This is a genomic window from Pseudomonas sp. 91RF (assembly GCF_003576265.1).
Classification (GTDB): Bacteria; Pseudomonadota; Gammaproteobacteria; order Pseudomonadales; family Pseudomonadaceae; genus Aquipseudomonas; species Aquipseudomonas kribbensis.
Window position 1 is genome coordinate 46,688 of record NZ_QWFC01000020.1, and the last position, 19,501, is coordinate 66,188.

Sequence of the window (19,501 nt, forward strand, 5' to 3'; positions counted from 1 at the left end):
GATCAGGTTTTTGCCTGTGTGCATCGTCATGGAGAAGTCCCATGTCACAAGTCGACCGTTACAAACCCTACAAGGGCGCCGCTGCGGGTTGGGGCGCTGTGATCAGCCTCACGAAGAACTGGCTGGGCAGTGAAAACGCCCTGAAAAACATCCGCGCCATGCTCAAGACCAACCAGAACGGCGGCTTCGACTGCCCCGGTTGCGCCTGGGGTGAAGCACCCGGTGCGAGCATGCTGAAGTTCTGCGAGAACGGCGCCAAAGCGGTGAACTGGGAAGCCACCGGCCGCCTGGTCGATCCGGCATTCTTCAACAAGTACACGGTGTCGACGCTGGCCGAGCAGAGCGACTACTGGCTCGAATATCAGGGCCGAATCACCCATCCGATGCGCTACGACGCACGAGTCGACCGTTATGTCGAAACCACTTGGGACGAAGCATTCGCACTGATCGCCAAGCACCTCAAAGGCCTGAAATCCCCTCACGAGGCCGAGTTCTACACCTCGGGTCGTGCCAGCAACGAAGCGGCGTTTCTCTATCAGTTGTTCGTCCGCGCCTACGGCACCAACAACTTTCCGGACTGCTCGAACATGTGCCACGAAGCCAGTGCGGTGAGCATGGGCGAAAGCCTCGGTGTCGGTAAAGGCACAGTGGTCTATGAAGACCTGCACCACGCCGACGCGATTTTCGTCATCGGACAGAACCCCGGGACCAACCACCCGCGCATGCTCGAACCGCTGCGCGAAGCGGTAAAACGCGGCGCGCAGGTGGTGTGCATCAACCCGCTGAAGGAGCGTGGGCTGGAGCGTTTCCAGAACCCGCAGAACCCGATCGAGATGCTCAGCAACGGCTGGGAAGCGACCAATACTGCGTACTTCCGCCCGGCACTGGGCGGCGACATGGCGATGATTCGCGGCATGGCCAAGTTTCTGCTGGAGTGGGAGCGTGAAGCCCAGGCTACCGGCGGCGAGCCGGTGTTCGATCACGCGTTCATTGCTGAGCACACGTCGGGCCTCGACAGCTATCTGGCCGAAGTCGATGCCACGAGCTGGGAGCACATCGTCGAGCAGTCTGGCGTGCCGCTGCATGACATCGAACTGGCCGCGCGCATGTATGCCCGCGCCAAGAGCGTGATCATGTGCTGGGCCATGGGCCTGACCCAGCACGTGCACTCGGTGCCGACCCTGCAGGAAGTCATCAACCTGCAATTGCTGCGGGGCAACGTCGGCCGTCCGGGCGCCGGGCTGTCGCCGGTGCGCGGCCACAGCAACGTGCAGGGCGACCGCACCATGGGCATCAACGAACTGGCCCCGACCGAGCTGATGGATGCCCTGGAAAAACGCTTCAACTTCAAGGTGCCGCGCATGCATGGCCACAACACGGTGATGGCGATCGGCGCCATGGAGCGTGGCGAAGCCAAAGTGTTCATCGGTCTGGGCGGCAACTTCGCTCAAGCGACGCCGGACACGCCGCGCACCCACGCTGCGATGCGCAAACTCGACCTGAGCGTGCACATCTCGACCAAGCTCAACCGCAGCCATCTGGTGACCGGGCGTGACGCGCTGATCCTGCCGTGCCTCGGCCGTACCGACATCGACGTTCAGGCCGAAGGCCCGCAAGGCGTGACCGTGGAAGACACCTTCAGCATGGTGCATTTGTCGTTCGGCCAGTTGAAACCGAAGTCGGCGCATCTGAAATCCGAGCCGGCGATCATTGCCGGGATCGCTGCCGCCACGTTGGGCAAGCACCCGATCGACTGGGAATGGGCGGTGGGCGACTACGGACGCATCCGCAACCTGATCGCCGACGTGATTCCGGGCTTCGACAATTTCAACGAGAAACTGCTGATCCCCGGTGGCTTCCACCTCGGCAACGACGCCTCCGACCGTGTCTGGAACACCGAATCCGGTAAAGCCCAGTTCACCCCGTGCGTGCTGCCGGAACATCTGATCAGCGAAGGCGTGCGCAACCTGCCGGTCAAACCGCATCTGATCCTGCAAACCATGCGTTCTCACGATCAGTACAACACCACGCTGTACGGCCTCGACGACCGTTATCGCGGGGTTTACGGCATGCGCGACGTGGTGTTCGCCAACGAGCAGGACATCCGCCGGCTCGGTTTCGAACCGGGGCAGAAGGTTGATCTGGTAGCGCTGTGGGATGACGAGCGTGAGCGTCGGGTCAGCGGTTTCACCCTGATCGCCTACGACATTCCGGCCGGGCAGGCTGCCGCGTACTACCCGGAGACCAATCCGCTGGTGCCGCTGGAAAGCTACGGTGACCGCACCTACACGCCGACCTCCAAATTCGTGGCGATCCGCCTCGAAGCGGCCGAGGCGAGCAACCTGATCCCGTCGTCGGTGGTGTAACCGACCCACGCGATCCAACCCTTTTGCAATCTGACTGGCTGCAGGCATTCGCGCCTGGCGGTGGCCCGGCCGTGTGCTGCCGCTTTTCAGCCTTGATGAGGACATCATCATGTTCAACCTGGAGGCACTGGACCTGGCGCGAATTCAATTCGCGTTCACGGTTTCGTTCCACATCATTTTCCCGGCGATCACCATTGGTCTTGCGAGTTTCCTGGCGGTGCTCGAAGGCCTGTGGCTGAAAACCCGTAACGACACGTACCGCGATCTTTACCACTTCTGGTCGAAGATCTTCGCCGTCAACTTCGGCATGGGCGTGGTCTCGGGTCTGGTCATGGCATACCAGTTCGGCACCAACTGGAGCGGATTTTCCGACTTCGCCGGCAGCATCACCGGGCCGTTGCTGACCTATGAAGTGCTGACCGCGTTCTTCCTTGAGGCGGGGTTCCTTGGGGTGATGCTGTTCGGCTGGAACCGCGTCGGCCGTGGCTTGCACTTCTTCGCCACGGTGATGGTCGCCATCGGCACGCTGATCTCGACTTTCTGGATTCTCGCCTCCAACAGCTGGATGCAGACCCCGCAGGGTTTCGAAATCGTCGATGGTCGGGTGATGCCGCTGGACTGGCTGGCGATCGTGTTCAACCCGTCGTTCCCGTTCCGTCTGGCGCACATGGCGATTGCCGCATTCGTTGCCACGGCGTTCTTCGTTGGCGCTTCGGCAGCCTGGCATTTGCTGCGCGGCAACGACACCCAACCGGTGCGCAAGATGTTTTCCATGGCGCTGTGGATGGCGCTGATCGTCGCGCCGATTCAAGCGGTGGTCGGTGACGCCCATGGCTTGAACACCCTGGAGCACCAACCGGCGAAAATCGCCGCTATTGAAGGTCACTGGGAAAACGCCGACAACGGGCCGACCCCGCTGGTGCTTTTCGGCATCCCGGACATGCAGGCGGAGAAAACCAAATACGCCATCGAGATTCCATGCCTCGGCAGCCTGATCCTCACCCATAGCTTCGACAAGCAGATCCCGGCGCTCAAGAGCTTCCCGAAAGAAGACCGGCCGAACTCGACCGTGATTTTCTGGAGCTTCCGCGTGATGGCCGGGCTCGGCATGTTGATGATTCTGGTCGGAATCCTGGGGTTGGCGTTGCGGCGCAATGGCAAGGTCTACCGTCATCGCGGCTTCCAGCGGCTGGTGCTGCTGATGGGGCCGAGCGGACTGATCGCGCTGCTGGCGGGTTGGATCACCACCGAAGTCGGGCGTCAGCCGTGGGTGGTGTACGGCCTGATGCGCACCCATGACGCCGCTTCCCATCACTCGGTGGCGCAGATGAGCACGTCGCTGGCGCTGTTCGTCGTCATCTACTGCTCGGTGTTCACCGTGGGCATCGGCTACATGATGAAGCTGGTGAGCAAGGGCCCGCAGCCGCACCACGAACACCCGCCCGAAGGCACCCCGTTGCAGACCCCGCGCCGGCCACTTTCGGCGGTTACCGACAACCTCGAATCCGCGACCCGGGTCCACTGATAAAGGAGCGTTGAGTCATGGGTATTCAAGGTATCGATCTCTCGTTGATCTGGGGTGTGATCATTGCCTTCGGGGTGATGATGTACGTGATCATGGACGGCTTCGATCTGGGCCTCGGGATCCTGTTCCCGATGATCAGCGACGAACAGGAACGCGACGTGATGATGAACACCGTCGCACCGGTGTGGGACGGCAACGAAACCTGGCTGGTGCTCGGCGGCGCGGCGTTGTACGGCGCGTTTCCGCTGGCTTACGGGGTGATTCTGGAGGCGCTGTATCTGCCGCTGATCTTCATGCTCGCGGGGCTGATTTTCCGTGGTGTGGCGTTCGAGTTTCGCTTCAAGGCGCCGCCTGAAAAACGTCATCTGTGGGACTGGGCGTTCATTGGCGGCTCGCTGCTGGCGACGTTCTCCCAGGGCGTGGTGATCGGCGCGTATGTGGCCGGGATTCCGGTGGTGGATCGGCAGTTCGCCGGTGGCAGTCTCGACTGGCTCGCACCGTTCCCGCTGGTCTGCGGCGTCGGTCTGGTGGTCGCCTATGCCTTGTTGGGCAGCACCTGGCTGCTGGTGAAAACCGAAGGCATGCTCGAGTCGCGGATGCGTCACTACAGCCGTCCGCTGGCCTGGCTGCTGCTGGCGATGGTGGTGGTGATCGGCGCGTGGACGTTGCAACTGCACCCGGTACTGGCAAGTCGCTGGTTCAACCATGCGCACCTGACCGTGTTCGCCGGGCTGGTGGTGCTGGCGGCACTGGCGCTGTTCGGGCTGCTGCGTTCGCTGCGTCAGCGACACACCCACTGGCCGTTCGTGTTCACCCTGGTGCTGATGTTCCTCGGTTACATCGGTCTGGCGCTGAGTATCTGGCCGAACATCATCCCGCCGTCGGTCAGTCTGTGGGCGGCGGCATCACCGGCTACCAGCCAGTTGTTCGCCCTGATTGGCGCGCTGTTTATCCTGCCGGTGATCCTGATGTACACCTTCTGGAACTACTACGTGTTCCGCGGCAAAGTGAGGATCGGCGATGGCTACCATTGACATGCGTGAAGTGAAGAGCCGCTGGTACAAACGTCTGGGCTGGCTGTTGCTGATCTGGTCCGGCAGCGTGGTGTCGCTGGCGGTGGTGGCGAGTCTGCTGAAACTGGCGATGTATGCGGCGGGGATGAGGACTCACTGACAATAAAAAACCGGAGCCAGGCTCCGGTTTTTTTGCATCCTCCTGATGGGAGGGCGCCTTGAGGTTTATTCCCCGCCGAACATCGCGGTCCAATAAATGCCGGCGCTGCTCTTCGGATCGACTGCGTAGGCAGCACCCAGTTCGCGGTACTGCGGGTTCATCAGGTTGGCACAATGGCCGGGGCTGGCGAGCCAGCCGGCGACGACTTTCTGCACCGTATCCTGCCCGGCGGCGATGTTCTCGCCGACCTGCTGGCCGCTGTAACCGGCCAGTTCGGCGCGGTCACCGGGGGTACCGCCGTTGCGGTCCTTGTGATCGAAATAGTTGTTGTTGGCCATCTCGCGGCTGTGATCCTGGGCCACTCCGCCGAGCACTGCGTTCCACGCCAGTGGCGCCGCCGCGGAGAACGACTGGCCGCCGCACTGGCGCGGCTGGCTGCGGGCGGCGTTGAGTTGCGTCAGCAGTTTCTGGCCTTCGGCTTGTCCGTCGCCCAGGCGTGCCGACAGCAGCGGTCGTGCCAGGGTGATGCGCCAGTCACGGTCGGCGCGGCTGACGCCGATATCGACGAACTGCGGATCCAGCACCACCTGACAGAAGCTCTCCTGAATCGCCTTCATCGCCGCCGCCGCATCCCGAGGGCCGTTGAGGGTGATCGCCTGCACGTTGACCATCGGATAGCTGGCGCTGGCCATGGCCTGTTGCAGATCGACGACACCGCTGGCCGGCAGATGCAGGCGCGGGTCGGCCGACAGCGGCGGCAATTCACTGGATGCCTGGGTACCGCAGCGCTGTGGCTGGCTGCGGTAGCTGTTGATCGACTCGATCAATTGCGACTCGTCACTGGCCATGGCCGAAGCGGCCAGCGCCAGGCCCGTGGACAACGCGGCGAATCGCAGAACGGATGGCATGAAGCGCATGGAGATCTCCCTTGGGCTGAGTGCGTCCATGATGCGCGAAACGCCCCGGGGTCGTGCAATGTCTTTTTTCTTCATGGTGTGGTTTTCAGCACGGAACGTTGCGCGAAATTCTGCCGTCTACACTCTGCGAAGTCCCCGGAAACCGGGCGTCTCAGCCACGTAACACTTAGCCCGCGACGGGCGCTGCCGGAAGAATCGATCATGAAATTGCACGGGCTGATCTGTTGTCTTGTGTTGACCCTGCTGAGCGGCGCGGTGCTGGCGACGGATCAGGCACCGATCAAGGAAAAGGCCGAAGCGAAAGCCGAGGTACTGGAAGAAAAGGCCGCCGACAAGCCCGACGCCCCCCCGGCGCCGAAATCCGAAGCCATCACCCCGAAAGAGGTGCAAGCCGTCGACCCGGCCGGCACCGCGCCGCTGGACGACCCGATCACCTGCCTGGCGCGCAGCATCTATTGGGAAGCCAAGGGCAAGGACACGGCGGAAATGGAAGCGGTGGCCAATGTGGTGATGAATCGTCTGGGCCACGACGGTTTTCCGGGCACCGTGTGTGAAGTGGTCAAGCAGGGCTCGGAAGCCAAGGGCTGCCAGTTTTCCTGGTGGTGCGACGGCAAGTCCGATCAGGTCAAGGAAGACGCCGAATACGCGCTGGCCAAGGATATTGCCGGCAAGGCGCTGAACCGTCAGCTCCCTGATCGTACCCATGGCGCGCTGTATTTTCATGACCACAATGTCGACCCGAGTTGGGCGAAGAAGTACACTAGGACCGCCGAGACCGGGAAATTCCTGTTCTACAAACCCAAGGATGGCGAGGCGCGCTAGGCGCAGACTTCCCGCACGCAGTTGCGCAACCAGCGATGTGCCGGGTCGGCGTCCATGCGCGGGTGCCAGAGCATCGACACGCTGATGTCCGGCATGCGCAACGGAAGGGCGAAACTGAACAGGCCCGTTCGCAGTTTGCTGGTGTGGCGTTCCGGAACGGTGGCGATCAGGTCGGATTCTCGGACCAGCGTCAGCGCCGCCGAAAACCCGCCGAACGAAGTGACGATGTCCCGCGTCAGACCGAAGGCGAGCAGCGCTTCGTCCACCGGGCCGCTGCTGCGCCCGCGCCGTGACACCAGAATGTGCTGGCCCGAAGCGAAGCGTTTGGCGCTGACCTTGCCGCTGCTCAACGGATGCCCCTCACGCACCACACCGATCCACTGATCGCGGAACAGGACGCGACTGTGCAGCGTCGGGTCGGTGCTGTCGTCGACCACGCCGGTCTCCAGATCCACCCGGCCTTCGCGCAACAGCGTGCTGTCCTTGTCGGCCTTTTGCACAAAACGCAGGCGAACGTCGGGCGCCTCTTCGGCGATGCGGGCGAGCAGGGCGGCGGCGAAGGTTTCGACAAAACCGTCGGTGTTGCGCAGGGTGAAAGTGCGCCGCAACTGGCCGGGATCGAGCACTTCTGCCGGGCGCAAAACCGCTTCGGCTTCCTGCACCAGATAGCTGACCCGGTCGCGCAACTCCAGCGCACGCGGGGTCGGCACCAGCCCGCGACCGGCGCGTACCAGCAGCGGATCGCCGGTGGTTTCCCGCAGGCGGGCCAGCGCCCGGCTCATGGCGGACGGACTCAGACCCAGGCGCGTGGCGGCCCGGGCCACGCTGCCTTCGCTCAGCAGCACGTCGAGGGTGATCAACAGGTTCAGGTCCGGTGCGTTCATGACATGGCGTTCCATGCAGGTATCAAGTGCAAAGCATGCGTCTTGCGCCTTGTATTGTCGAGGCTCAGGCTATGTCCCATGACTTCTGCCCTGTGAGCCCCCCATGCACCGAGAACCCCTGAGCCCTTCAGCCCGCTGGGCGCTGACCAGTCTGGCGCTGTCGATGTTGATGCCGTCGCTGGACACCAGCATCGCCAACGCCGGACTGCCGACCCTGGCGGCGGCCTTCGATGCGACGTTTCAGGAAGTGCAGTGGATCGTGCTGGCCTACCTGCTGGCGGTCACCACCTTGATTGTCAGCGTCGGGCGACTGGGAGACGGTCTTGGTCGGCGGCGCTTGTTGTTGATCGGCATCGGCATTTTTACTGCCGCTTCGCTGGCCTGCGCACTGGCGCCGAGCCTGGCCTGGCTGATCGGAGCGCGGGCGGTGCAAGGCGTGGGCGCGGCGATCATGTTCGCATTGACCGTGGCGCTGGTGGCCGACGCGGTGCCCAAGGCCCGGGCCGGCAGTGCGATGGGGTTGCTGGCCACGATGTCGGCCACCGGCACCACCCTCGGGCCGTCGCTCGGTGGGCTGTTGATGGCGCATGTCGGCTGGGAGTCGATCTTTGTGATCAATGTGCCGCTGGGCTTGCTCAACGCGTGGCTGGTGTATCGCTATCTGCCCAAGGACCGAATCGTACTCAAGCCTGTTGTGTTCGATTATCCCGGCACCGCGGTGCTGATGCTGACGCTGGCGGCCTATGCGCTGGCGATGACAGTTGAAGGATTCACCTCGACGTTGTTGTTGATCAGCCTGTCGGGAGTGGGGCTGTTCATCCTGATCGAGAAGAAGAGCAGGGCGCCGCTTATTCATTTGTCGTTGTTCACCGAGACACGCATCAGCAGCAGTCTGGCGCTGACCTTGCTGGTGACCACGGTGATGATGACCACACTGGTGGTCGGGCCGTTTTACCTGAGCCGAGGCTTGGGGCTCAGCAGCACTCAGGTCGGACTGGTGTTGTCGGTCGGGCCGCTGCTGGCGGCGTTCAGTGGCGTGCCGGCCGGGCGTCTGGTGGATCGTTTCGGGGCGCGGCGAATGGTGCCGGGTGCGCTGCTCGGCCTGGCCTGCGGTTGCGCTTTGCTGGCGCTGTTGCCGGTGAGTCTCGGACTGCTTGCCTATGTGTTGCCGATAACGGCGGTGGCATTGAGTTATGCGCTGTTCCAGGCCGCCAACAATACCGGGCTGATGGCGGGTGTCGGGCCGGATCAACGCGGGGTGGTCTCGGCCATGCTCGGGTTGTCACGCAATCTGGGGTTGATCACCGGGGCGGCGGCCATGGGCGCGGTGTTTGCCCTGACCACGGACGATCCGACCCGGGCATCGACTGAAGTGATTGCCAGCGGATTACATGTCACTTTTGGCGTTGCCACGACGTTAATGATCGCTGCCCTCGGCCTTGGCTGCAGCCCTGTGGGAGCGAGCCTGCTCGCGATGCGGAGTGTCCGACGCTGATTAAGCTGGCTGATTCGACGCTATCGCGAGCAGGCTCGCTCCCACAAAGAGCACTCAATCCCGAAGTTGGCGGGCCGGAAAAAACAGCTCAAAGCAGGTGACACCCTCAACGCTGCTGACGCTGTAGCGGCCCTGATGCAATTGCATGATGGTCGCCACGATCGACAGGCCCAGACCGTTGGATTGGGCCGAACGCTCGCGGGACGGATCGGCGCGGTAGAAACGTTCGAACAGCCGCGACAGATGCTCCGGGGGAATCGTCGCCCCCTGATTGCGCACCCGCAGGTAGCTGCCATCCGGTTCGGCCAAAGCTTCAACCTGCATCGTCGAGTCCGCCGCACCGTACTTGATCGCATTGGCGCATAGATTGGCCAGCGCCCGGCGCAGCAGCATCGGCTCGGCCCAGATCACGCCGCTGCCACGGGCCTCGATGGTGACGCCGACATCGGCGGCCAGTCCTTCGAAGTAATCGGCGATGCGCTGCATCTCATCGCAGGCGTCCAGCTCCTGACGCTGGCTCAAGGCACTGGCCGGGTCAGTACGGGCGAGAAACAGCATGTTGTCGAGCATCCGCGCCAGCCGTTCGAGTTCTTCGACGTTGGAGGCGAGCAACTGCTGATAGGCCTCGACGCTGCGGTTCTGTTGCAGGGCGACCTGGGTTTCGCCGAGCAGGTTGTTGATCGGCGTGCGCAGTTCGTGGGCCATGTCGGTGGAGACCTGGCTCAGTTGGGTGACACCTCGGTCGAGCCGGTCCAGCATCGCGTTGAAGGCTTCGATCATCGGTTGCAATTCCCGGGGCGTGCCGTTGCGGTCGAGACGTTCACCGAGGTTGGCGATGCCGATTCCGTGGGCATGCCGGGCAAGCCGCCGCAACGGCAGCAGGCCGCGATACACCAGCAGGCAGCCAACCAGTGCCAGCACAATCGCCGCCAGCGAGGCCAGGCCATACACGCTGAGTCGGTAACTGGCGAGCATCGCCGTGCGTTCGCTCATCACCTTGCCGATCAGCACTTGCAGATTGCCCTGATCGCCGGAGTCGATGCTGGCCGCCACCGCCGAGAACGGCACGCCGTTGATGCTCGGCAGATGCTGCACATCGTTGAGGGCCATCACATGGTTGATCGGCACGGCGGGTACGGTCGGCAAGGTCAGGTTACTGGGATTGACCACGAACAGGGGGGGCTGGCCCGTCGCGCCGATGGTCAACAGCGCTTCGCGGTTGCCGAGCATGTTCTGGAACAGTGCCGGTTTGTTCTTGATCAGCTCCAGGGTGTTGCTGTCGTTGAGGATGGTGCGCAACTGATCGATGCGGCTGACCAGCTGGATGTCGTCGCGGCGGGTCAGTTGTTCATCCAGCGCGTTGTACAGTGCAGCGCCGAGGCCCGCCAGGGACGCGAAGGCGAGCACCGCGAACACCAGCGCCAGGCGCAGCGTCAGGGAATACGTGCCGGCGACTTTCATGGCTGGGTATCGAAGCGGTAGCCGATGCCGCGCACGCTGTGGATCAGCTTGAGCGGGAACGGGTCGTCGATCTTCGCCCGCAGGCGGCGCACGGCGACATCGACCACATTGGTGTCGCTGTCGAAATTCATGTCCCACACTCGGGAAGCAATCAGCGAGCGCGACAGCACTTGCCCTTCGTGGGTGGCGAACAGTTGCAGCAGCGCGAATTCCTTGTTGGTCAGGGTGATCCGGCTGCCGGCGCGGGTGACCCGGCGCTTGAGCACGTCGATCTGCAAATCGGCCACCTGCAACTGTTCTTCTTCATGGATCGGCCCGCGCCGGGTCAGGGTGCGCAGGCGCGCCACCAGTTCGGCGAAGGAAAACGGTTTGATCAGGTAGTCGTCGGCGCCCAGTTCCAGGCCCTTGACCCGGTCGGCGATGTCGTCCCGGGCGGTGAGGAACAGCACCGGCGTGTCGGCTTCCTTGCGCAGCCGGCGCAGGACTTCCCAGCCATCCATTTTCGGCATCATCACGTCCAGCACGATCACGTCGAAGCCGTGTTCCAGCGCCAGGTGCAGACCGTCGGCGCCGTCCCGGGCCAGGCTCACGTTGTAACCCAGTTCCTGCAAGCCGTTGAGCAGGTAGTTGCCGGCCTTGGGTTCGTCTTCGACGACAAGGATATTCATGGGCACTGCGCCTCACTGGTCAGTTGGTGCAACCGCTGCCTTGCACTTGGTAGTCCAGCACATGTTCGCGGCCCTGGTGGTCGAGGTAGTTGAGTCGTGCTGGAATGACGCCGCAAGCCTGGGAAATATCGGTGCTGGAGAGGACTTTGTCGACATCCAGGTGCACGTAGAAACCGTTGGTGTCGTGAATGACCGTGTTGTCCGGCATTTCGGCGGCGAACACGGAACCGGTGGCGAGGAGGGCGGTGAAGGCCAGGATCAGGGTTTTCATGATGAGTCACTCGTGTCGGTGAAGTGGATCGGCAGGTGTGCCGGAACAACTTCAGGCTACCGGGCGATCCGCTCGGCAAACCGACAACTCAATGACAAAGTTGTAATGAAACCCTGAAAACACAAATCCCCTGTGAGAACAGGGGATTGTTTTGACCGCAGCTGTTTTCAACTGCCATGGGTACTGAGAATGCTCGCAATCTGCTGCGGCTGGCAGTTGAGGTACGGCGAGGACTTCAGCCAGTGCTGGTCCGGGTACCAGGAAAACATGTACTGGCCGTCCTTCAGGCTGTCGATCACCCGTCTGGCGACTTGCGGACGCACCGCCGGGCAACCCTGACTGCGGCCCAGCCGGCCGGTACGTTTGCTCCAGAACAGATTCACGTAGTCGGCGGCGTGGATCACGATGGCGCGATCCCGGGCCATGTCGTTGACGCCCGGCTCCAGGCCGTCCATGCGCAGCGAATAACCGTGGGTGCCTTCGTAACTTTCCTGGGTGCGGAACAGTCCGAGGCTGGACTGGAAGCTGCCCTCACGGTTGGAGAACCGGGTGGCGAAGTTGTCCCCGGACTTCGAGCCGTGGGCGACCAGGTCGCGCAGGATGAGTTTTTTCTGCGTCAGGTCGAAGATCCACAGGCGTCGCTCGGTGGACGGTTGCGAATAATCGATGATCGCCAGGTGACGGGATTGCTTCGCGCCGTTATTGATCGCGCATTGCATGGCGTTCAGGGCACCTTTCAGCGCCTGGGGATTGAGTTCCGGAGCGGCGTGGGCGAGGCTGTTGTAGAGAACCGGCGAAGCGGTGCCGGCGGCAAAAACATGACTGGTCCCCAGCCCCAGGGCAGTGGCAGTCAGCAGAAGTCGGCGCAAAAACGTCAACATTTAAAGTGAATCCTCACTGGCTACATGTTTGGCACTTTGGCTCCTGACGTCCAGTCGTCCCCGGCAGGCCCGCGAATCGGACCTGACTGTATCACCGCACCTGATGTAAGGTTGACCGTCAATCAAGACGGCCATGGATTGGAGTAAAGCAGTTGTTCAAAAAGTACGCATGCTACTTGAGCATTTGTCTGCTCGCTGCGCCGTTTGTCGTTTGGGCCGAAGAGCCGTTGCCGGCGCTCCCGACACTGCCGGCGGAGGTGCCCGTGGAGCCGCAAAGTCCGTTGCAGGCCGTGCTGATCGGTCTGCCGCAGGCTTGCCCGGCGATTGCCGCCCGTCTCAGTGGCCCGGCTCTGGAACAGTTGCAGGCTTTCTATCGGCAGCAGGACTGGATGCCGGTGTGGGCAGCGGCCGGGCAATTGCCGGCCTTGCATGCGCAATTGCAGCTGCTGGCCGACGATGGCCTAAATCCCAAGCGCTACCCGGTTGCCGACACGGCTCCGCAGGATGGCGAACTGTGCGCCGACATCGACATCAGCCGCAATTACCTGCAGGCCTTGCAGGACCTGCATTACGGTCGTCTGCTGCAATCGCATTTCGAACCGTTGTGGCATGCCGACGATACGCCCCGCGATCGTCAGGCGGAGCTGCTCGCCATCGCCGTGCCGGGCATGCGTGACGTTGCCGCCGCCTTCGATCTGGCCCGCCCGCGCCTGGCGCAATACCAGAACCTGCGCCATCTCTACGCCGCGCAACGCCTGCAGGCCTTGCCGCACTGGCAATCGGTGGGCAACGGGCCGCTGTTGCGCCCGGACATGGAAGACAAACGCGTGCCGGAGCTGGCGCGGCGACTGTACAGCGAAGGTTATCTGAGCAGTGTGGTCGGCACGCCGGACAACGCTTATCACGGTGTTTTGGTCGAAGCCGTGAAAAGCTTCCAGGCCAACCATTCGTTGCAGGCCGATGGCGTAGTCGGGCCGGGGACGATTGCCGAGATGAACATCAGCCCGCTGACCCGTCGCGAACAGTTGCGGGTCAACCTTGAGCGTTTCCGCTGGCTGGCCCAGGACATGGAGCCCGATGGTTTGCTGGTCAACGTCGCTGCTGCCGAACTGACCCTGTACCAGGGCGGCCTGCCGGTGTGGCAGACCCGCACCCAGGTCGGTCGCGCCGAACGCCAGACTCCGCTGCTCAAATCCCGGGTCACGCGCCTGACGCTGAACCCGACCTGGACCGTGCCGCCGACCATCTGGAAAGAAGACAAGCTGCCGGAAATCCGCAAGGACCAGACCTTCCTCAGCCGTCAGAACCTGCAAGTACTCGACGCCAACGGCCAGCCGCTGGCCGCTGCCGACATCGACTGGGACAACCCCGGCAACATCCTTCTGCGTCAGGACGCAGGGCCGCGCAATCCTCTGGGGCAGATGGTCATCCGCTTCCCCAATCCGTTCTCGGTGTACCTGCATGACACGCCGAGCAAGGCGCTGTTCGACAAGGGGCCACGGGCGTTCAGTTCCGGCTGTGTGCGGGTCGAACACCCGATGAAACTGCGCGACTTCCTGCTCAGCCCGGCGGAACGAGCGCGCACCGACACCTTGCTCGCCACCGGCACCACCCATGAGTTCCGCCTGAGCAACCCGGTGCCGATCCTCATGACGTACTGGACGGCGCAGGTCGACGGGCAGGGCCGCGTGCTCTACGCACCGGATATCTACAGTCGTGACAGCGCGTTGCTCGCGGGACTTGATCGGGCGCATTGATCCTCAACGGCTGGCGCGTTTCCAGAAAAACCGCGCCAGCCACGCATCCACGCTCAACTTGCCGGCCCCGGCGAACACCAGCGGCACCAGCGCGGCCAGGTAGATCGCGGGCAGCTTGAAGTTGCCGAAGCCCTTGTTGGTGATCGCGTAGCCCTGGGCCAGTTCGCTCAAGGACGACCAGTCTGCCGGCCAGTGCACGGCGGCGGTCGCCACTACTGTCACCACGATCAACGAAATCGCCGAGATCCGCGTGCCGAGTCCGATCAGGATGGCCAGCGCGCAAATCAGCTCGGCCCACATCGACAGCTCCCAGTTCAGCGTCGCCGGCAAGTGATCGAAGGGAAACGGGAAACGCTCCTGAATGTCTTCGAACCAGTTCTGGCCGTTGAATTTCTCCAGGCCCGATTCGAAGAACTCCCAGGCGATGAACAGGCGCAGGGTCAGCGGTGCCAGCCACTGGCCGGCGCGGTCGAGATTCAGGTGCAGGCCTTTGACGGCGGTCGAGAGGGCGGTTGTCATGGGAGAACTCCATTCAAGCAAGGGAAAAGGGGCACCGGGATGCCCCGTGAAGAGGGTTATTCGCCGGCGCCGCACTTGCCTTCACCGCATTTGCCTTCCGAGGTTTTTTCCGGGGTATCGGCCTGGGCCTGAGTCTGGCTGTAACCGTGATCCAGTTGCTTGACGCTGAACGCTTCGGAGGCCGAAGCCGTGTTGGACAGGGCAATACCGCCGGCCAGCAGCAGGCCGAGGGTCAAAGCGTTTTTCGAGAGCTTGGTCATGGTGAATCTCCAATAGACAATGTGAGTTCAAAGGCTTGATCGGGGCTGCCGATCGACAGGTTCATTTGAACGTCGGGCTGTATCGGGGATGTGTCGCGAAGGCTCGGATTTATGCGCGGGATGTGTCGGGCGTCGGGCCGTACACACTGCGATACACAGACTGCTTAAAAACTGTGGGAGCGAGCCTGCTCGCGATAGCGGCGGGTCAGACGCCGAGGATGCCTGCCGTGCCGGCCTCATCGCGAGCAGGCTCGTTCCCACAATGGATCTCCAATTATTCCGAATGTGTGATTTGCCTCAGCCACGCAGCGTCTAGCCACCGTGTCCCCGCAATCCCATGGGGCGAGACTTCGAGACCCGGCATGCAAGCGCTGTTGAACGAGATCCTTGACGCTGTCCGGCCCCTGATCGGGCAGGGCAAGGTGGCTGACTACATTCCCGCCCTCGGCACCGTGCCGCCCGATCAACTGGGCATCGCCGTGTACGGCAACGACGGCGAAATGTATTGCGCCGGCGATGCCGAGACGCTGTTCTCGGTGCAGAGTATTTCCAAGGTGTTCAGCCTGGTGCAGGCCATCGAACACTCCGGCGAAGCAATTTGGGAACGCCTGGGCCACGAGCCGTCCGGCCAGCCGTTCAACTCGCTGGTGCAGCTGGAATTCGAACGCGGCCGTCCGCGCAATCCGTTCATCAACGCCGGGGCGCTGGTGATCTGCGACATCAACCAGTCGCGCTTCGCGGCGCCGGCCTTGTCGATGCGTGATTTCGTGCGACGGCTGTCGGGCAATCCGCAGGTGATGGTCGACGGCAAGGTCGCCGATTCCGAATACCAGCACCGCGCACGTAACGCGGCGATGGCCTACCTGATGCAATCCTTCGGCAATTTCCATAACGACGTCGAAGCGGTTCTGCGCAGCTATTTCAGCCACTGCGCACTGCGCATGAGCTGCATCGACCTGGCCCGGGCGTTCTGCTTCCTGGCCAACGATGGCTATTGCAAGCACAGCGGCGAACAGATCCTGACCCGCCGCCAGACCCAGCAAGTCAACTCGATCATGGCCACCAGCGGGCTGTACGACGAGGCCGGCAACTTTGCCTACCGCGTCGGCCTGCCGGGCAAGAGCGGTGTCGGTGGCGGCATCGTTGCCGTAGTGCCGGGGCAATTCACGGTGTGCGTGTGGTCGCCGGAACTCAACGCGGCGGGCAACTCGCTGGCGGGGATGGCGGCGCTGGAAATGCTCAGCTCGCGGATCGGCTGGTCGGTGTTCTGAGCCTGTGTTGCTTTGAGGGTGGGCAAGCTATACATTTTCCGGCCGCCCTCAATATGGTGAATCCGCTCCATGTCTCTCGCGCTCGAACGTCTCGTCGCTGGCACGCCCATCCCTTTCGCCGGTAACCGCGTCACCGTGGTCAGCCCCGAACTGGCCGAGCGTTTCCGACCCGGCGACCACCTGTTGGTGGAGCAGGTGAGCGGTGAGCTGTTGCTGATTCCGGTGGTGGATCAGCAGGCCGCGTCGGTGGCGATCGAGCTTGCAGCAGCGGCGTTTACTGCGTTGTCCGCGGTGTCGGATGAAGCGATCAGCCGTTTCTTCGATCTGTTCGCTCAACGGCTGGAAAGCCCTGACGCCTGGGCACTGATCGAAACCGCCAACCTCGCCGACATCGAACGGGCCAAGGCGCGCGGTCGTTCGACCACCCGTTTGCTCGCTGACGAGCGCATGCGCCGCGACATGATCGCCGGCCTGCGCGCATGGCGTGATGCGCCGGCCACTCGCGGTAAAGTCATCAGCAGCGTCGAGCACGACGGCTGGAAGGTCGAGCAGGTGGTGTCGCCGCTGGGCATCGTCGCCTTCGTGTTCGAAGGCCGGCCTAACGTCTTCGCCGACGCCGCTGGCGTATTGCGCACCGGCAACACCGCCGTGCTGCGCATAGGCAGCGATGCATTGGGCACCGCGCAAGCCATCGTCACCCACGCCCTGACCCCGGCGCTGGCTGATGCCGGTCTGCCGGCCGGTGCAGTGTCGCTGGTCGAGAGCGTCAACCACGCCGCCGGTTGGGCGATGTTCGCCGACCGGCGTCTGTCGCTGGCGGTGGCCCGTGGTTCGGGCCGTGCAGTCAGCCAGTTGGGCAGCATCGCCCAGCAGGCCGGCACCGCCGTCAGCCTCCACGGCACCGGTGGCGCGTGGCTGATCGCCGATCGTGATGCCGACGCCAAACGCTTTGCCGCCGTGGTGCGTAACTCGCTGGATCGCAAGGTCTGCAACACCCTCAACGTCTGCCTGATCCAGCGCGACCGCGCCGCCGAACTGGTGCCGTTGTTCCTCGATGCCTTGCAGCAGGCCGGCACCGCACGCGGTCAGGGCTGCAAGTTGCACATCGTCGAAGGCAGCGAAAGCTACCTGCCGAGCGAGTGGCAGAACGCGACGGTCGAAGTCTATCGCGCCGAGGGTTATCAGACCGAGGCCCTGGCCGAGCCGCTGCCCGAAGCCCAGCTGGGCCGCGAGTGGGAGTGGGAAGAAACCCCGGAAACCAGCCTGATGATCGTCGACGATCTGGATCAGGCCATCGCACTGTTCAACCGCTACAGCCCGCAGTTCACTGTGTCGCTGATCAGCGAGGACGCTGCCGTTCAGGAGCGTTTCTACAGCGCGGTCAATGCGCCGTTCGTGGGTAACGGCATAACCCGTTGGGTCGATGGACAGTACGCGCTGAACAAGCCGGAGCTGGGGCTTTCGAACTGGGAGAGCGGTCGCCTGTTCGCCCGCAGCGCGATTCTTTCGGGTGACGGTGTGTTCACTGTGCGCAGCCGCATGACCCAGGTCGATCTGGGCGTAAAACGCTAAAACCAAAACGCCGCGCCTGTCGCAATGACAGGTGCGGCGTTTTCGTATCACTTGGCGGTGGCGGCGGATTCGATCAGGCTGGCCACGGCTTTCGGATTCGACACCATCACCACATGGGACGCGCCCTTGACCACCACGGTCTTTTTCGCGTGCGCCCGTTCGGCCATGAACGCCATGGCTTGCGGCGGGATGTTCTTGTCCTTGTCGCCGTACACGAACCACGACGGAATCGATTTCCACGCCGGCTCGCTGGCCGCCTCGTTCAGCGCCGCTTCGGTGACCGGGCGCTGAGTCGCGGCCATCAGTTTTGCATCGGCGTTCGGTACGTCGGCGGCGAACTGGTCGTGGAACTTGTCCTGCTGGATATACAGATCCTTGCCGCCGTCCTTCAGGGCAACGGGCGGCGCAAGGGTCGGGCCGAGGGTGCTGCCGGGGAATTTGCCGGCCAGCCCGGCCACGGTTTCTCCGGCTTCAGGTGCCAGTGCCGCGACATACACCAGTGCCTTGACGTTGGTATTGCCATAAGCGGCTTCACTGATCACCGGCCCGCCGTAGGAATGACCGACCAGCACCACCGGCGACTTGATCCCGGCCAACACATCGGCGACCGATTGCGCATCACCCTTGAGCGTGCGCAGCGGGTTGGCCGCCGCGATCACCGGATAACCGTCCTTTTCCAGAATTTTCACCACACCGTTCCAGCTGCTGGAATCGGCAAAGGCACCGTGCACCAGCACCACGGTGGGTTTCTCGGCGGCCATCGCCGAAGTGGCGCCGGCTATGGCGGCGGCGAGGGCCAAACCTGCAAACAACTTGTTCATCGGGTTTTCCTTGTGTCGGGAGGAGGGATGCAGCGTTCGGGCTAATTCAAGGCGTCGGCTGTATCGGGGATGTGTCCGCCTCCCGGCGCGGGTGCATGGAACTGTGTCTGGCAGGGCGCTGGCTACAAGCTGATACAAAGCAAACGCCCCGGCTGGTGCGGGGCGTTCGGTTCAGGCGGCATTGACCGTTTGGCCATGCACTGCGCAGGTCGACGGTTGCTCGGCCAGCGAGACGAAGGTGCGGCGGTCGGCGGTGAGGGCATCGATGGAGCCGGTCTCGATGTCGTAGACCCAGCCGTGCAGATTCAGCAGGCCTTTTTCCTGGGCCAGACGCACGCTCGGATGAGTCTGAATGTTCGCCAGTTGGGCGATCACGTTCTCGCGCACCATCGAACTCAGCTTGGCGGCGTCATTGGCGTGTGGCCGTGATTCGTTGACCACTTTCGCCGACTCGGCATGTTGCAGCCAGCCGCTGACGGCGGGCAGGTGATCCATGCATTTGCACTGGGCGATGGCGGTCATGGCGCCGCAATCCGAGTGGCCGCAGATCACGATGTCGGTGACGCCGAGCACGGCGACTGCGTATTCCACCGTCGCTGAAACCCCGCCCGGATGCGGGCTGTAGGACGGCACGATATTGCCGGCGTTGCGGATCACGAACAGTTCGCCGGGTTCCTGTTGGGTCAGCAGCTCGGGCACGACACGGCTGTCGGAGCAGGTGATGAACAAGGTGCCCGGGGTCTGGGTAGTCGCCAGGTATTTGAACAGCTCGGTGCGTTGCGGAAACGCTTCGCTCTGGAACTTCAGGAAGCCTTCGATCAGGTTTTTCATGGTGTTG

Annotated in this window: 19 protein-coding genes; 9 read left to right on the plus strand and 10 right to left on the minus strand. The window is 63.0% G+C overall.

Going from position 1 to position 19,501, the window contains the following annotated elements:
* Positions 1-41 precede the first annotated feature (41 nt).
* From DXT77_RS08485 to DXT77_RS08500, 4 genes are all read left to right on the plus strand, one after another.
* The gene (locus tag DXT77_RS08485) at positions 42-2,366 is read left to right on the plus strand and encodes an FdhF/YdeP family oxidoreductase (RefSeq protein ID WP_119427313.1); all 2,325 of its coding nucleotides are present in this window, start codon (positions 42-44) and stop codon (positions 2,364-2,366) included.
* Positions 2,367-2,475: 109 nt separating this feature from the next.
* Positions 2,476-3,891, plus strand: coding sequence for a cytochrome ubiquinol oxidase subunit I (locus DXT77_RS08490; protein ID WP_119427400.1), 1,416 nt, complete (start codon positions 2,476-2,478; stop codon positions 3,889-3,891).
* A 17-nt stretch (positions 3,892-3,908) separates the two neighbouring features.
* Positions 3,909-4,925 (plus strand): cytochrome d ubiquinol oxidase subunit II, encoded by a 1,017-nt coding sequence (cydB, locus tag DXT77_RS08495; protein ID WP_119427314.1) that lies wholly within the window; start codon positions 3,909-3,911, stop codon positions 4,923-4,925.
* A complete protein-coding gene (locus DXT77_RS08500; RefSeq protein WP_119427315.1) occupies positions 4,912-5,064 on the plus strand; it encodes a DUF2474 domain-containing protein in 153 nt (50 codons plus the stop codon). Before cydB ends, DXT77_RS08500 begins: the two co-directional genes overlap by 14 nt.
* 65 nt (positions 5,065-5,129) lie before the next feature.
* Here DXT77_RS08500 and DXT77_RS08505 read toward each other — a convergent pair whose 3' ends face one another.
* Complete coding sequence (locus DXT77_RS08505) at positions 5,130-5,981, minus strand: CAP domain-containing protein (protein WP_119427316.1); 852 nt, start codon at positions 5,979-5,981, stop codon at positions 5,130-5,132.
* Positions 5,982-6,182: 201 nt separating this feature from the next.
* Between DXT77_RS08505 and DXT77_RS08510 the strand changes: the two genes are divergently transcribed.
* On the plus strand, positions 6,183-6,803 hold the full coding sequence (locus tag DXT77_RS08510; protein WP_119427317.1) for a cell wall hydrolase: 621 nt from the start codon (positions 6,183-6,185) through the stop codon (positions 6,801-6,803).
* Here DXT77_RS08510 and DXT77_RS08515 read toward each other — a convergent pair.
* Positions 6,800-7,687 (minus strand): LysR family transcriptional regulator, encoded by an 888-nt coding sequence (locus DXT77_RS08515; protein ID WP_119427318.1) that lies wholly within the window; start codon positions 7,685-7,687, stop codon positions 6,800-6,802. The two genes, DXT77_RS08510 and DXT77_RS08515, sit on opposite strands and share 4 nt — an antisense overlap.
* A gap of 103 nt (positions 7,688-7,790) precedes the next feature.
* Between DXT77_RS08515 and DXT77_RS08520 the strand changes: the two genes are divergently transcribed.
* The gene (locus DXT77_RS08520; RefSeq protein WP_119427319.1) at positions 7,791-9,182 is read left to right on the plus strand and encodes an MFS transporter; all 1,392 of its coding nucleotides are present in this window, start codon (positions 7,791-7,793) and stop codon (positions 9,180-9,182) included.
* Between the two features lie 54 nt (positions 9,183-9,236).
* On the opposite strand, the gene DXT77_RS08525 is transcribed toward DXT77_RS08520, so the two are convergent.
* The 4 genes from DXT77_RS08525 to DXT77_RS08540 form a co-directional block, all read right to left on the minus strand.
* Positions 9,237-10,643, minus strand: coding sequence for a heavy metal sensor histidine kinase (locus DXT77_RS08525; RefSeq protein ID WP_119427320.1), 1,407 nt, complete (start codon positions 10,641-10,643; stop codon positions 9,237-9,239).
* The gene (locus DXT77_RS08530) at positions 10,640-11,311 is read right to left on the minus strand and encodes a heavy metal response regulator transcription factor (protein ID WP_119427321.1); all 672 of its coding nucleotides are present in this window, start codon (positions 11,309-11,311) and stop codon (positions 10,640-10,642) included. The genes DXT77_RS08525 and DXT77_RS08530 overlap by 4 nt, the downstream gene beginning before the upstream one ends.
* Before the next feature lie 19 nt (positions 11,312-11,330).
* On the minus strand, positions 11,331-11,582 hold the full coding sequence (locus tag DXT77_RS08535; protein WP_114883787.1) for a DUF2790 domain-containing protein: 252 nt from the start codon (positions 11,580-11,582) through the stop codon (positions 11,331-11,333).
* 167 nt (positions 11,583-11,749) lie between these two features.
* On the minus strand, positions 11,750-12,463 hold the full coding sequence (locus DXT77_RS08540) for a murein L,D-transpeptidase catalytic domain family protein (protein WP_119427322.1): 714 nt from the start codon (positions 12,461-12,463) through the stop codon (positions 11,750-11,752).
* Between the two features lie 152 nt (positions 12,464-12,615).
* Between DXT77_RS08540 and DXT77_RS08545 the strand changes: the two genes are divergently transcribed.
* A complete protein-coding gene (locus tag DXT77_RS08545) occupies positions 12,616-14,220 on the plus strand; it encodes a murein L,D-transpeptidase (protein ID WP_119427323.1) in 1,605 nt (534 codons plus the stop codon).
* Between the two features lie 3 nt (positions 14,221-14,223).
* Here DXT77_RS08545 and DXT77_RS08550 read toward each other — a convergent pair whose 3' ends face one another.
* Complete coding sequence (locus DXT77_RS08550; RefSeq protein WP_119427324.1) at positions 14,224-14,739, minus strand: DoxX family protein; 516 nt, start codon at positions 14,737-14,739, stop codon at positions 14,224-14,226.
* A gap of 56 nt (positions 14,740-14,795) precedes the next feature.
* On the minus strand, positions 14,796-14,999 hold the full coding sequence (locus DXT77_RS08555; RefSeq protein ID WP_119427325.1) for a hypothetical protein: 204 nt from the start codon (positions 14,997-14,999) through the stop codon (positions 14,796-14,798).
* Between the two features lie 362 nt (positions 15,000-15,361).
* Here DXT77_RS08555 and glsB point away from each other — a divergent pair, with 362 nt between their 5' ends.
* Positions 15,362-16,270 carry a glutaminase B gene (gene glsB / locus DXT77_RS08565; protein ID WP_085711458.1) on the plus strand — a complete coding sequence of 303 codons (909 nt, stop codon included), beginning with the start codon at positions 15,362-15,364 and terminating at the stop codon, positions 16,268-16,270.
* Positions 16,271-16,339: 69 nt separating this feature from the next.
* Positions 16,340-17,842 (plus strand): aldehyde dehydrogenase family protein, encoded by a 1,503-nt coding sequence (locus tag DXT77_RS08570; protein WP_119427326.1) that lies wholly within the window; start codon positions 16,340-16,342, stop codon positions 17,840-17,842.
* A 47-nt stretch (positions 17,843-17,889) separates the two neighbouring features.
* On the opposite strand, the gene DXT77_RS08575 is transcribed toward DXT77_RS08570, so the two are convergent.
* Both DXT77_RS08575 and DXT77_RS08580 read right to left on the minus strand, forming a co-directional pair.
* Entirely contained in the window at positions 17,890-18,663 is a 774-nt protein-coding gene (locus DXT77_RS08575; RefSeq protein WP_119427327.1) for an alpha/beta fold hydrolase, read from the minus strand.
* Positions 18,664-18,834: 171 nt separating this feature from the next.
* Positions 18,835-19,494 carry a carbonic anhydrase gene (locus DXT77_RS08580; protein ID WP_119427328.1) on the minus strand — a complete coding sequence of 220 codons (660 nt, stop codon included), beginning with the start codon at positions 19,492-19,494 and terminating at the stop codon, positions 18,835-18,837.
* Positions 19,495-19,501: the final 7 nt, after the last annotated feature.

Excerpts from the sequence above, each read along its gene's own strand:
- DXT77_RS08485 (WP_119427313.1), top strand. The coding sequence starts at position 42 with ATGTCACAAGTCGACCGTTACAAACCCTACAAGGGCGCCGCTGCGGGT.
- DXT77_RS08490 (WP_119427400.1), top strand. The coding sequence starts at position 2,476 with ATGTTCAACCTGGAGGCACTGGACCTGGCGCGAATTCAATTCGCGTTC.
- cydB (WP_119427314.1), top strand. The coding sequence starts at position 3,909 with ATGGGTATTCAAGGTATCGATCTCTCGTTGATCTGGGGTGTGATCATT.
- DXT77_RS08500 (WP_119427315.1), top strand. The coding sequence starts at position 4,912 with ATGGCTACCATTGACATGCGTGAAGTGAAGAGCCGCTGGTACAAACGT.
- DXT77_RS08505 (WP_119427316.1), bottom strand. The coding sequence starts at position 5,981 with ATGCGCTTCATGCCATCCGTTCTGCGATTCGCCGCGTTGTCCACGGGC.
- DXT77_RS08510 (WP_119427317.1), top strand. The coding sequence starts at position 6,183 with ATGAAATTGCACGGGCTGATCTGTTGTCTTGTGTTGACCCTGCTGAGC.
- DXT77_RS08515 (WP_119427318.1), bottom strand. The coding sequence starts at position 7,687 with ATGAACGCACCGGACCTGAACCTGTTGATCACCCTCGACGTGCTGCTG.
- DXT77_RS08520 (WP_119427319.1), top strand. The coding sequence starts at position 7,791 with ATGCACCGAGAACCCCTGAGCCCTTCAGCCCGCTGGGCGCTGACCAGT.
- DXT77_RS08525 (WP_119427320.1), bottom strand. The coding sequence starts at position 10,643 with ATGAAAGTCGCCGGCACGTATTCCCTGACGCTGCGCCTGGCGCTGGTG.
- DXT77_RS08530 (WP_119427321.1), bottom strand. The coding sequence starts at position 11,311 with ATGAATATCCTTGTCGTCGAAGACGAACCCAAGGCCGGCAACTACCTG.
- DXT77_RS08535 (WP_114883787.1), bottom strand. The coding sequence starts at position 11,582 with ATGAAAACCCTGATCCTGGCCTTCACCGCCCTCCTCGCCACCGGTTCC.
- DXT77_RS08540 (WP_119427322.1), bottom strand. The coding sequence starts at position 12,463 with ATGTTGACGTTTTTGCGCCGACTTCTGCTGACTGCCACTGCCCTGGGG.
- DXT77_RS08550 (WP_119427324.1), bottom strand. The coding sequence starts at position 14,739 with ATGACAACCGCCCTCTCGACCGCCGTCAAAGGCCTGCACCTGAATCTC.
- DXT77_RS08555 (WP_119427325.1), bottom strand. The coding sequence starts at position 14,999 with ATGACCAAGCTCTCGAAAAACGCTTTGACCCTCGGCCTGCTGCTGGCC.
- glsB (WP_085711458.1), top strand. The coding sequence starts at position 15,362 with ATGCAAGCGCTGTTGAACGAGATCCTTGACGCTGTCCGGCCCCTGATC.
- DXT77_RS08570 (WP_119427326.1), top strand. The coding sequence starts at position 16,340 with ATGTCTCTCGCGCTCGAACGTCTCGTCGCTGGCACGCCCATCCCTTTC.
- DXT77_RS08575 (WP_119427327.1), bottom strand. The coding sequence starts at position 18,663 with ATGAACAAGTTGTTTGCAGGTTTGGCCCTCGCCGCCGCCATAGCCGGC.
- DXT77_RS08580 (WP_119427328.1), bottom strand. The coding sequence starts at position 19,494 with ATGAAAAACCTGATCGAAGGCTTCCTGAAGTTCCAGAGCGAAGCGTTT.